Below are 12,345 nucleotides of genomic sequence, written 5' to 3'. Positions count from 1 at the left end.
TTCAGCCACCGGCGTCACGCGACGCCGCGGACGTGCTCGGCCAGTCCGGACGAGGTCAGCGAATCCATCGTCGCGTACTGCGCGCCCAGCCGGCGCGCCAGGTCGGCGGCCAGACCGAGACGGACCAGGCCCTGCTCACAGTCCACCACAACGGCGCAGACTCCCCTGCGCGCGACCTCGTCCGCGGCGGCGTCGGCGCGGCGCGGCGCGTCGGCCCCGGCCGTGGCTCGGCCGTCGGTGAGCGCCACCAGCAGGGGCCTGCGCTCCGGGTCGGTGCGGCGGGCCCGCTCGATCACCTCGAGCGCCCGGTGCAGTCCCTCGGCCAGCGGCGTGCGTCCGCCGGTGCGCACCTGTGCCAGGCGCGCCACCGCCAGGTCCACCGACCGGGTCGGCGGAACCGCGACGTAGGCATCCCTTCCGCAGGCCACGACCACCGCCACCCGGTCACGCCGGGTGTACGAGTCGCGCAGGAGGTCGACGCAGGCGTTGCGCACCGCGGTGAGCCGGGCGCGGGCGGTCATCGATCCGGAGAGGTCGACGACGAAGACCACGAGATTGGCTTCGGTGCCGATGCGCTCGGCTCCGCGGAGATCGTCGGCGATGAGCGCGGGGAGCCCGTCGCCGCTGCTGCGGTGGGCGGCGGCGAGCACGGTGCCGAACAGGTGCACCCCGGTCCGCGGACCGAAGTCGACGGCCCGGGTGGTGATGCCGCGGCTGGTCCGGGCCCGCGAACGGCGGCCCACATCACCGTCACCGACGCCCTCGGCGCGGAAGGTGCGGATGCGGGCACCACCGGGTGCGGAACCGAAGTCCGGGCCGGTCGGCGCTCCTGAACCGCCGGGCGGATCGGTGTCGGGAGGATCCGTGTCGGGTCCGTCCGGATCGTCGTCCGGTTCCGGGCCACCCGAGTCTGGGCCGCCTGAGTCTGGGCCGTCTGAGTTCGGGCCGCTGTCGTCGGGTCCGTCCGGCTGCTGCGGCCCGGACTCGGACTCGTCCCGCGGGCCCGCGGCCTGCTCACCGGCGTCCAGGGCGTCGTCGAGCTGCTGGTCGGTCATGCTCGACTCGTCGAAGGGATTGCGGCGCCGTCGATGCGGCAGTGCCAGTTCCACGGCCACCCGCACGTCGTCGGCGTCGATCTCGTCGGCGCCGCGCCATGCGGCGTGTGCGGCGGCGGTCCGGGCCACGACGATGTCGCCGCGCAGACCGTCGACGTCGAGGTGAGAGCAGACGCCGGCGATCCGGCGGAGCTCCCGCTGCGGGATCCGGACGGTCGCGACGCGGTCGCGGGCCGCGACGATCCGTTGCGCGAGATCGGCCTCGGCGCCGGCGAACCGCTCCGCATAGCCCTGCGGATCGGCGTCGAAGGCCAGCCGTGAGGTGACGATCTCGACGCGCTCGTCGACGTCACGGGCACCGGCGACGTCGACCACCAGCCCGAACCGGTCGAGCAACTGCGGACGCAGTTCGCCCTCTTCCGGGTTCATCGTCCCGACCAGCACGAATGCCGCCGCCTGGGTGTGCGAGACGCCGTCACGCTCAACGGTGACTCGGCCGCTCGCGGCCGCATCGAGCAGGACGTCGACGAGATGGTCCGACAGGAGGTTGACCTCGTCGATGTACAGGACGCCGCCGTCGGCCTGCGCCAGCAGACCCGGCGTGAACCGGGCTTCACCGTCGCGCAGCACCCGAGTCAGGTCGAGCGACCCGATCACCCGGTCCTCGGTGGCGCCGATCGGCAGGTCGACCACGCGCGAATCCTCGCCGAGCAGCGGGGCGAGCCCGCGGACGATGGTCGACTTCGCGGTCCCTTTCTCACCGCGGATCAGGACACCGCCGATCCCCGGCGAGACGGCGGACAGGATCAGTGCGAGCTTGAGGCGATCCTGTCCGACCACCGCGCTGAACGGGAAGCGAACGCCGGCGTCACTCATCGAATCAGGCGTCGGGCCGCGCGGTGAGCCGGAGGCTGCGGTTGGTCCAGTCCCACAACTCGCGGTACAGGGCGGGGTTCTCGTCGAGCTTCTGGCCGAACGACGGGATCATCTCGGTCAGGGTGCTCTTCCAGCCCTCGAAACGACCGCTGAAGCACTGCTGAAGCACCGAGATCATCGCGGGAACCGCGGTCGAGGCGCCCGGCGACGCTCCGAGGAGACCGGCGAGCGTGCCGTCGCCCTCCGCGACCACCGCGGTGCCGAACTCGAGGCTGCCGCCGACACCGGTCTTGCGGATCACCTGGACGCGCTGACCGGCGGTGATCAGCTCCCAGTCCTCGCCGACGGCGCGCGGCGCGAAGTCCTGCAGCGTCTTGACGCGGTCGGCGGGGCTCGCGGCGAGCTCGGAGATCAGGTACTTGAGCAGACCGAACTCCTGCGGGGCGATCGACATCATCGGCAGCAGGTTGCCCGGCTTCACCGACTTCGGCAGGTCCATGACGCCGCCGGTCTTGAGGAACTTCGGCGACCAGCCCGCGTACGGGCCGAAGAGCAGGCCCTTGTCGTGGTTGATGACGCGCGTGTCCAGGTGCGGCACCGACATCGGCGGGGCGCCCACCGCGGCCTGGCCGTACACCTTCGCCGAATGCTGTGCGATCACGTCGGGGTTGGTGCAGCGGAAGAACTCGCCGCTGACCGGGAAGCCGCCGAAGCCCTTGGCCTCGGAGATGCCCGACTTCTGCAGCAGGTGCAGTGCGCCGCCGCCTGCGCCGACGAAGACGAACTTCGCTTCGACGCGAACCTTCTCGCCGGTGCGGTTGTTGCGGATCTTCATCACCCAGCTGCCGTCCGACTGCTTGGTGAGGTTGCGGACCTCGTGCCCGAAGTAGAGGTCGGCGTCACGGCCGACGAAGTTCAGCAGCTGCTGGGTGAGCGCGCCGAAATCGACGTCGGTTCCCTGGGTGTACCAGTTCAGGGCCACCGGATCGGAGTAGTCCCGGCCGGCGCCCATCAGCGGCAGCCGCGCCGCGAACTCGGCGTCGTCGTCGATGAACTCCATGCCCTCGAAGAGGGTGTGGCTCGAGAGCGCCGCATGGCGCTTGCGCAGGTACTCGACGCCGTCGGCGCCGTGGCAGAAGCTCACGTGCGGGATCGGGTTGATGAACTCGTCGGGCGCACCGAGCAGGCCGTTGTCGACACCGTAGGCCCAGAACTGCCGCGAGACCTGGAACTGCTCGTTGATGTTCAGCGCCTTGGTGATGTCGATGTCGCCGTTGGCGTCGGCCGGCGTGTAGTTGAGCTCGCAGAGCGCCGAGTGGCCGGTGCCGGCGTTGTTCCACGGGTCGCTGCTCTCGGCGGCGGCCGCCTCCAGGCGCTCGAACAGGCTGATCGACCAGCTGGGCTCCAGTCGGCGCAGCAGCGCGCCGAGCGTGGCGCTCATGATTCCGGCACCGACGAGCGCCACGTCTGTCTTAATCACCTTGGCCACGCTGCTGAACTCCTCCACCCATAGGGCATTCACGACCTGTATCGCGGATCATTGTTCACCATCGCGTTGTCTGAGGCAGCATCGGTGCGCGCAAGTGTGGGGTGTGCGACACCGGGTGCCACGCCGACGCCCGATCCGCGCACCGACGGGTGCGGCCTAAGCTGGTCGGCGTGAGCAGCGTGAAAAGCCGGCAATGGCGTCCCGACGAACTCCTCGACCGATACGAAGTGCTGACCATCCCCCTCGGCGACGACCCGGACGGCGAGGGCGCCGTGGAGGCCACCCTGATCCGCCAGGCCGGAGCGGAACCGGCCACCGCCGGGACGGTCCTGTACGTCCACGGCTTCACCGACTACTTCTTCCAGGAGGAGCTGGCCGAGTTCTTCCACGATCGGGGCTACGGTTTCTACGCGCTCGATCTGCGCAAGTGCGGGCGGTCGCTCCTGGACGGGCAGCAACCGCACTTCACCACCGACCTCGAGTTCTACGACCAGGAGCTGAACGCGGCACTCGATGTCGTGACCGAGGAATCCGGGTCCGGCGACGAGCCGGCTCGGGTGATCGTGGTCGCCCACTCCACCGGAGGACTGATCACGCCGCTCTGGCTCGACCGACTCCGGCGCACCGATCCGGACCGGCACCGCCGCATCAAGGGGCTGGTCCTCAACAGCCCCTGGCTGGACTTGCAGGGCGATCCCCTGCTGCGCACCGACGCCGTCAATCTGCTGATCCGCGGAGTCGGCCGAGTTCGGGCCAAAGCCGTGCTGCCGCAGAAACTCTCGGCAGCGTACGGCGAGAGCCTGTCCGCCGACGCCCACGGCGAGTGGACCTACGATCTGCGGCGCAAGCCGCTCGGCGGTTTCCCGGTGACCTTCGGCTGGCTGGCCGCCGTCCGCGCGGGACAGCATCGCCTGCACCGGGGGCTCGACATCGGCGTGCCCGCCCTGGTCCTGCGATCGGACAAGACCCGCTTCACCGGGGCCTACGAGCCTGCGGTCGACACCGCTGACTGCGTGCTCGACGTGAAGCAGATCGCGCAGTGGTCCGGCGTGATCGGCCGTCGCGTGTGGGCGGTGGCCGTCCCCGACGCCCGCCACGACGTCTTCCTTTCTCTGGAGACGCCCCGGCGCATCGCCTACGACGAAGTGCAGAACTGGCTGCACACGATCTTCGGCGAGGGGGCGCGGCGATGAGCGCTCAGCAGGTCGATCTGGCGATCATCGGTTCGGGAAGCGGCAACTCCATCCCGGACGAACGCTTCGACGCGATGAGCATCGCGATCTTCGAGGAGGGCGTCTACGGCGGCACCTGCCTCAACGTCGGGTGCATTCCGACGAAGATGTTCGTCTACGCCGCGGACGTGGCCGACACCGTCCGGTCGGCGGCCCGGTACGGCGTCGAGGCGAGCGTCGAATCGGTCGACTGGCCCGCCATCGTCGACCGGGTCTTCGGCCGCATCGACCCGATCTCGGCCGGCGGCAAGGAGTACCGGGTGGAGCGTTGCGACAACGTCACCGTCTACTCCAGCCACGTCCGCTTCGACGGCCGCGACGACGAGTCGGCCCGATACCGCCTGGTGACCGACGACGGCGACCTGGTGCTGGCCCGCAAGGTCGTCGTCGCCGCGGGCTCGCGGTCGGAGATTCCTGAGGTGATCGCCGATTCGGGCGTTCATCACTACACCAACAGCGACGTGATGCGCCTGCCCGCCCTGCCGAAGCGGATGGCGATCCTCGGCAGCGGATACATCGCCGCCGAGTTCGCCCACGTCTTCTCCGCTCTCGGCGTGGACGTCACCGTCGTCGCCCGCAGCGGACGGCTGCTGCGCCGGCTCGACGACGACGTCAGCGAGCGATTCACCGCGGTGGCCCGCCGGCAGTGGGACGTCCGGCTCGACAGCACGCTCGCGGGTGCGATCGACCTCGGCGACGACGGCGTCCGGCTCTCGTTCACCGACGGCCGGCACGTCGATGCCGACGCCCTGCTCGTCGCGACCGGCCGGACACCCAACGGCGACCGCCTCGGCCTCGACACGATCGGTGTGGAGCTGCTCGCCGACGGCCGCGTGCCGGTGGACGCACACGGCCGCACACCGGCTCCCGAGGTGTGGGCGCTCGGCGATGTCAGTTCACCGTTCCAGCTCAAGCACGTCGCCAACCACGAACAGCGTGTGGTCCAGGAGAATCTGCTGCTCGGCTGGCACGCCGACGAGCTGGCCTCGTTCGACCACCGGTACGTGCCGGCCGCGGTCTTCACCCATCCGCAGATCGCCACCGTCGGACTCACCGAGGCGCAGGCCCGCGAGACCGGGCGCGACATCGCCGTCAAGGTGCAGGAGTACGGCGACGTCGCCTACGGCTGGGCGATGGAGGACACGACCGGATTCTGCAAGCTCATCGCCGATCGTCGCAGCGGTGAACTGCTCGGCGCGCATCTGATGGGTCCGCAGGCGTCCACCGTGATCCAGCCCGTCATCCAGGCGATGAGCTTCGGTCTCCGGGTGCCGGACATGGCCCGCGGCCAGTACTGGATCCATCCCGCCATGCCGGAGGTGCTCGAGAACGCACTCCTCGGCCTGGACCTGGAGTGAGGGCGGCGGCGGCCCGAGCGGGTTCTCAGAAGCGCGAGGACCGCAGGGAGATCTCGCTCGCCAGAGCGGCCGCCGCATTCTCGGGAATCCAGTGGTCGACGCCATGGAGTTCGGAGAAGCGGAAGTCGGAGTAGACGTATCGGCCGCTGAACTCGGCCTGTTCGCGTCCCAGAGCCGCGTCGCCGTCGCTCCACACCATGGTGGTCGGGATCTCGACCGGCGGGCAGGCCAGGGTGGCCGCGACGTCGCCGGTGAAATTGGCGCGATACCAGTTCAGCGGACCGGTCAGCGCACCCGGCTCGAGGATCGGCGCGAGTTCCTCGCCGGTCACGCCGGCACGCCGGAGCAGGACGCCGTCTCGGGCGCTCAGCCTCTCCTCCGCGCCGTCGGCGATGAAATCCTTGATGTAGGCCGACCGCTCACGCTGATCGCCGCCCGCCGCGAGTGCATCGCGCATCGCGGACGGGTGTCCGGTGCTGACGGCCACCAGGCCGGTGAAGCGGTCGGGATGCTTGGCCGCCAGATGCCAGGCGACGATCCCGCCCCAATCGTGGCCGACGACCATCGAGTACGAGATGTTGAGGTGGTTGAGGATCCCGATGACGTCGCCGACGAGCGTGTCGAGACGGTAGGCGTCGACCTCCTCGGGCCGGGCGCCGGGACTGTAGCCCCGCTGATCGATGCGCAGGGTGCGGAGCCCGGCCTCGTGCACGCGCGGAACCACGTCGTCGTAGCACCGCGAGTTCACCGGGAACCCGTGCAGGAGCACCACCCACGGTCCTCGAGCGGGCCCGCTCTCCTCGACGTCGAAGGTCAGTCCGTCATGCTCTACGGTCAGGTGCGCGGTGTTCACCAAGCCAGGATAGGACGGTGGGCACCGCGGGCGGGCCGCCCTCGATCAACCCGTGGATACTCGGCATGTCGAGGTGCTCGCACACCAGATCGGCCATCAGATCCAGTTGCGACCGGCGCACCTGCGCGACGCACAGCCGCGGATCGGCGGTGAAGCCCGTCCGGCCCGCCCGCCGCGCGATCTCGGCCAGGAAGACGCGGCGGAAGCCGTCGCTCTCCAGCGCGCCGTGGCAGTGGGTGCCGTAGACCGCTCCCCTGCGGGCGCCCTCGGGGCCGGTCGCCGCGGAGTCGAGCCAGGGCTGCTCCTCGCTGCGCACCACGACCCCGTGATGGATCTCGTATCCGCGCACCGGCTCACCGGCCGCGTGACCGTCGAAGGTCCGCAGGGTCTTGTCTTCGGCGAACTCGATGTCGACGTCGAGCAGCCCCAGCCCCTCGACGGGCCGGGCGACACCCGACGTCGCTGTGCCGACGGACTCCACCGTGTCGACGATGCTCCGGCACAGCATCTGGAAGCCGCCGCAGACCCCGAGCACCGGCCGGCCGCGCTGCGCACGTTCGATCAGCGCATCGGCCAGACCGGTGGTCCGCAGCCACGCGAGGTCGCTGAGGGTCGCGCGGGTTCCGGGCAGCACCGCCAGATCCGCGGCCCGGACCGCCGACGGGTCGTCGACCCACGTCACGTCGACGTCGGGTTCGCACGCCAGAGCCAGGACATCGGTGCTGTTGGAGATGCGGGGCAACCGGATCGCGGCCACCGACATCCGCTCCCGTCCGGCGCCGCCCACGCCGCGAGGTCCGCCCACGCGGGCGCCGACCGATGCGGCCAGCGAATCCTCGGCATCGAGCCGGAGACCGTCGGCGAACGGGATCACGCCGAAGGTCGGTCGCCCGGTGCGCTCGCGCACCATCTCCAGTCCGGGAGCGAGGATCGCCGGATCGCCGCGGAACTTGTTCACGATGTATCCGGCGACGAGCGCCTGGTCGTCCGCGTCGAGGACCGCCGTGGTGCCGAACAGATGGGCCAGCGATCCGCCGCGGTCGATGTCGGTGACCAGCACCACCGGCATGTTCGCCGCCCGGGCCAATCCCATGTTCGCGATGTCGGTGGCGCGGAGGTTGATCTCCGCGACCGAGCCCGCGCCCTCGCAGATCACCACGTCGAAGTCCCGTCGCAACGACGCGAGTTCGTCGGCGACCACACCCGCCAGCCGGGTACGCCAGAGCTGATAGTCGGCGGCCCCGACCTCGCCGACCGTGCGTCCGCGCACCACCACGTGCGAGCGCCGGTCACCGCCGGGCTTCAGCAGCACCGGGTTGAATCGCGTGTCCGGTTCCAGCCCGCAGGCCTGCGCCTGAAGCGCCTGCGCCCGGCCGATCTCACCGCCGTCGAGGGTGACGGCGGAATTGTTCGACATGTTCTGCGCTTTGAACGGCGCCACCGTGATCCCGTCACGCGCCAGCGCCCGGCACAGTCCGGCGACGATCAGGCTCTTGCCCGCGTCGCTGCTCGTGCCACCGACCAGAAGTGCGCCGCTCACCCCCGAAGTCAGCTCTCGTCGGGCAGCGTCAGGATCTCGGCACCGGTGTCGGTGACGACGAGGGTGTGCTCGAACTGCGCGGTCCACCTGCGGTCGGCGGTCACCACGGTCCAGCCGTCGTCCCACATCTCCCAGTCGAGGCCGCCCAGATTGATCATCGGCTCGATGGTGAAGACCATCCCCGGTTCCAGGACGGTGTCGACGCTCGGCTGGTCGTAGTGCAGCACCACCAGACCGTTGTGAAAGGTCTCACCGATCCCGTGGCCGGTGAAGTCGCGCACCACCGAGTACCCGAAGCGGTTCGCGTACGCCTCGATCACCCGGCCCACCACGTTGAGCGCGCGACCGGGTTTGACGGCCTTGATCGCGCGCTCGGTCGCGATCCTGGTCCGCTCCACCAGATCCCGCGCCTCCGGTGAGACGTCGCCGGCGAGGAACGTCGCATTCGTGTCGCCGTGCACACCGTCGATGTAGGCCGTCACATCGATGTTGACGATGTCGCCGTCCTCGATCACCGTCGAATCGGGGATGCCGTGACAGATCACCTCGTTCAGCGAGGTGCAGCAGGACTTCGGGAATCCCTTGTAGCCCAGCGTCGACGGGTAGGCGCCGTGATCGATCATGTACTCGTGGGCGATCCGGTCGAGTTCGGCTGTCGTGACTCCCGGAGCGACGGCCCGACCCGCCTCGGCCAGGGCGTTGGCCGCGATCCTGCCCGCCACGCGCATCTTCTCGATCGTCTCCGGGGTCTGCACCCACGGTTCGTGGCCCTCGTTCACCGAGTCCTTCCACGCGTACTCGGGACGTTCGATCGAGTCGGGGACGGGCAGCGTCGGAGCCACGACGCCGGGAACCAGTGGTGCGCGAACTGTCATGACGGAAATTCTACGGACGCCTCCGCCGCGGACACCGCTCGGCCGGAATCGCACCGATGTGCGTCGAGGAGGTACCAACCAGTAAGGTGTGCCTAACAGAACTGTGAGCATGACAAGGCGGATTCAGGTGACGGCTCCTACCCGGTCCGCGATGTCGATCGCCCCTGTCTGGGCCCTGCTGCTGGTCGTCGGACTGTTCGTATCCGGATGCACCACCGAGCCCATCGACACCGGCGCGACCGCCACCGCGACCAGCGCGACACTGCGCTCCGGCCCCGCCACCGCGGCGCTCCCGGACGCCGACGTCGTCCCGGTCGACTCCGCCGTGGTGCCGGGCCCCCGCGCCGACCGGATCATCGCGCTCGATCGGAACGGCACGCTGGGCGACATCGTCTTCTCGCTCGGCCTGGGCACGCACGTCGTGGGCCGCGACCGTTCCACCACCTTTCCGTCGGCCTCGCGGCTGCCGTACGTGACCGAGACCGGCCACGCGATCAACCCCGAACGCGTCCTCGCGCAGAATCCGTCCATCGTCCTGGTCACCGACGACGCCACACCCGCGGGTGCGGTCGACCAGATCCGTGCCGCGGGCATCCCGGTGTCGGTCTTCACCGGCCAGCGGTCGGTGGCCGGCAGCCCCGCGCTCATCCGCGATGTGGCCGCCGCGCTCGGCGTACCCGCGCAGGGCGAGAAACTGGTGGCGCGCACCGAGAAGCAGATCGCCGACGCCCGCGCCCTCCTCCCTCGCCCGACCGGCGATCCGACCATCGGCTTTCTGTACATCCGCGGCGAACATCTGATCCTGCTCGCGGGTCCGGGTTCCGGTGCGGACGATCTCATCGAAGCGCTCGGCGGTCGCGACGCCGGCACCAAGGCAGGCCTGACCGCGCCGTTCACGCAAGTCAGCGCCGAATCGATGATCCGGGCCGATCCCGACGTACTGCTCGTGATGACCCAGGGCGCCGACTCGGTCGGCGGCCTCGACAAGGTCCTTCAGCTGCCGGCCGTGGCCGACACCTCCGCCGGGCGCAACCGGCGCATCGTCGAGATGGACGAGACGCAGATCCTCATGTTCGGTCCCGACACCGGTCTGGTCCTCAGCGCGCTGGCGAAGGCGATCTATGTCTGATCTCGCCGACCGCGCCGAGCCGCGGCACAGTGACACCGGACACGGGAACACTGCACCACGGGACCCGCGGTCCGGCAGCGCTCCCGGGTTGCGGTATCGGCTGACGGCCGCGCTGTCGGTCTTCCGCGGCCGCGCACTGTGGGTGATGGCGGCGACGCTCGTCCTGCTCGGCGTGGTGGTCGTCGTCTCCGCGGGCACCGGACAGGTACACATTCCGCCTCTGGAGGTGCTCGGCTCCATCGCGCACCACTGGCACCTCGACATCGGTCCCCTGCCCACGCATCCGCAGGGCGAGAACGCGCTGTGGGTCTCGAGGTTCCCGCGGATCCTGCTCGGGCTGCTGGTCGGGCTCGCTCTCGGCACGGCGGGCTGCCTGCTGCAGGGAGTGCTCGCCAATCCCCTCGCCGAGCCGGGCATCATCGGCGTCTCGTCCGGAGCCGCGGTCGGCGCCTGCCTGATGATCGTGATCGGCGGCACCGGAACCAACGGCTGGGCCGTCGCCGGCGCCGCCGCGCTCTTCGGGCTCCTCACCACGGCCGGCGTCTACGTCTTGAGCATCCGTGACGGTGCGTCGTCGACGATCATGCTGGTCCTGACGGGTATCGCCGTCAATGCCTTCGCGCTCGGGATCATCGCCTATCTGACCTACGTCGCCTCCACCGCAGCCCGCGAGCAGATCGTCTTCTGGCAACTCGGTTCGCTGGCGGGCAACGTCTCGTGGACGCAGGTGAAGATCGTCGCACCGCTCGCCCTCGCCGGCCTCGCGGGCGGAATGGTGCTGGTCAAGAAGCTCGACCTGCTCGCCCTCGGCGAAGTGCAGGCCGCCGCCCTCGGCGTCAACGTGGAGGCCGTGCGACGCCAGGTGATCGTCCTGGTCGCGATGCTCACCGCGGCGGGCGTCGCGTTCACCGGAATCATCATGTTCGTCGGCCTGATCGTCCCGCACGTGATGCGCCTGCTGGTGGGCCCGCGGCACGCGCTGCTGCTTCCGGCGAGCGCACTGGGCGGCGCACTGGTGATCGCCGCCGCCGACCTCGCCGCGCGCACACTCACCGGCGGCGAACTGCCGCTCGGCATGCTCACCTCGCTGATCGGCGGCCCGGTGTTCTTCCTCCTGCTGCGCCGGCGGAATGCGGCGGCACGATGGTGACCGGGCAGACCGCCGTGCACGGCGGAGTCGTCGCCGAGGACGTCACCGTCCGGATCGGCCGCCGGGAGATCGTCCACGGCGTCGACCTGGCCGCGCACCCCGGCGAGATCCTGGCCCTCGTGGGCCCGAACGGATGCGGGAAGTCCACCCTGCTGTCCGCGGTCTCCGGAGTCCGCGCACCGGAGTCCGGGACCGTGCGCATCGGCGACATCGACGTCCACCGGGCCGACTCGCTCACTCTCGCCCGCGCCCGCGCGCTCGTGACGCAGCAGAACCGAGCCGACACACCGTTCACGGTGCGCGAAGTGGTCGAGATGGGCCGATTCCCGTGGACCCGCACCCCGCAGGCGGTGCAGTCGGAGGAACTGATCGACGCCGCGATCGCCGAATGCGGGCTGGAAGATCTACTGAATCGGCCGTTCCCGCAGCTCTCCGGCGGGCAGCAGGCACGGGTCTCGCTGGCCCGTGCGCTGGCGCAGGACACACCGGTCCTGCTGCTCGACGAGCCGACCGCCGCACTCGACATCGGGCACACCGAACAGGTCCTGACGATCCTGTCGCGCCGTGCGGCGGCGGGCGCCACGGTGATCCTCGTGGTGCACGATCTGACGCTCGCGGCCGCCTACGCCGACCGCGTCGCCGTGATGAAGGCCGGACGGCTGCTCGCGACCGGCGCCGTCGACGAGGTGATGACCGCCGACCTGCTGTCGGAGACCTACGATCATCCGGTCCTGATCTGGGACCACCCCGACACCGGCGAACGGATCATCACACCCGCGCGGTGAACC

The 12,345-nt window shown here is 70.2% G+C and carries 10 protein-coding genes; 5 read left to right on the top strand and 5 right to left on the bottom strand.

The features are described 5' to 3' along the window. Positions 1-14: 14 nt before the first annotated feature. Both Y710_RS06045 and mqo read right to left on the bottom strand, forming a co-directional pair. Positions 15-1,931 (bottom strand): AAA family ATPase, encoded by a 1,917-nt coding sequence (locus tag Y710_RS06045; RefSeq protein ID WP_062366813.1) that lies wholly within the window; start codon positions 1,929-1,931, stop codon positions 15-17. A 4-nt stretch (positions 1,932-1,935) separates the two neighbouring features. Continuing rightward, positions 1,936-3,420: a malate dehydrogenase (quinone) gene (mqo, locus tag Y710_RS06040; protein WP_039868029.1), complete on the bottom strand. Its 1,485-nt coding sequence runs from the start codon at positions 3,418-3,420 to the stop codon at positions 1,936-1,938. A gap of 161 nt (positions 3,421-3,581) precedes the next feature. On the opposite strand from mqo, the gene Y710_RS06035 reads away from it, so the two are divergent. Continuing rightward, a complete protein-coding gene (locus Y710_RS06035; protein WP_039868030.1) occupies positions 3,582-4,613 on the top strand; it encodes an alpha/beta hydrolase in 1,032 nt (343 codons plus the stop codon). Beyond that, complete coding sequence (locus Y710_RS06030) at positions 4,610-6,010, top strand: mycothione reductase (RefSeq protein WP_006897874.1); 1,401 nt, start codon at positions 4,610-4,612, stop codon at positions 6,008-6,010. Before Y710_RS06035 ends, Y710_RS06030 begins: the two co-directional genes overlap by 4 nt. A gap of 25 nt (positions 6,011-6,035) precedes the next feature. On the opposite strand, the gene Y710_RS06025 is transcribed toward Y710_RS06030, so the two are convergent. Genes Y710_RS06025 through map form a run of 3 tightly spaced genes read right to left on the bottom strand, consistent with a single transcriptional unit; the run spans position 6,036 to position 9,278 of the window. Next, positions 6,036-6,848 (bottom strand): alpha/beta fold hydrolase, encoded by an 813-nt coding sequence (locus tag Y710_RS06025; RefSeq protein WP_039868032.1) that lies wholly within the window; start codon positions 6,846-6,848, stop codon positions 6,036-6,038. Continuing rightward, complete coding sequence (locus tag Y710_RS06020; RefSeq protein ID WP_156150469.1) at positions 6,832-8,403, bottom strand: cobyric acid synthase; 1,572 nt, start codon at positions 8,401-8,403, stop codon at positions 6,832-6,834. Before Y710_RS06020 ends, Y710_RS06025 begins: the two co-directional genes overlap by 17 nt. A gap of 8 nt (positions 8,404-8,411) precedes the next feature. Then, positions 8,412-9,278 carry a type I methionyl aminopeptidase gene (map, locus tag Y710_RS06015; RefSeq protein ID WP_062366811.1) on the bottom strand — a complete coding sequence of 289 codons (867 nt, stop codon included), beginning with the start codon at positions 9,276-9,278 and terminating at the stop codon, positions 8,412-8,414. Positions 9,279-9,429: 151 nt separating this feature from the next. On the opposite strand from map, the gene Y710_RS06010 reads away from it, so the two are divergent. From Y710_RS06010 to Y710_RS06000, 3 genes are all read left to right on the top strand, one after another. Further along, positions 9,430-10,407, top strand: coding sequence for a heme/hemin ABC transporter substrate-binding protein (locus Y710_RS06010; protein WP_062366809.1), 978 nt, complete (start codon positions 9,430-9,432; stop codon positions 10,405-10,407). A gap of 145 nt (positions 10,408-10,552) precedes the next feature. Further along, positions 10,553-11,557 (top strand): FecCD family ABC transporter permease, encoded by a 1,005-nt coding sequence (locus Y710_RS06005; RefSeq protein WP_197078078.1) that lies wholly within the window; start codon positions 10,553-10,555, stop codon positions 11,555-11,557. Continuing rightward, on the top strand, positions 11,551-12,342 hold the full coding sequence (locus Y710_RS06000) for a heme ABC transporter ATP-binding protein (protein ID WP_045538423.1): 792 nt from the start codon (positions 11,551-11,553) through the stop codon (positions 12,340-12,342). The genes Y710_RS06005 and Y710_RS06000 overlap by 7 nt, the downstream gene beginning before the upstream one ends. Positions 12,343-12,345: the final 3 nt, after the last annotated feature.

It is taken from the genome of Gordonia sp. QH-12, from assembly GCF_001578675.1.
GTDB lineage: Bacteria > Actinomycetota > Actinomycetes > Mycobacteriales > Mycobacteriaceae > Gordonia > Gordonia sihwensis.
Note: the sequence above shows the minus strand (reverse complement) of the source record. Positions and strands in the feature narration are given on the sequence as shown.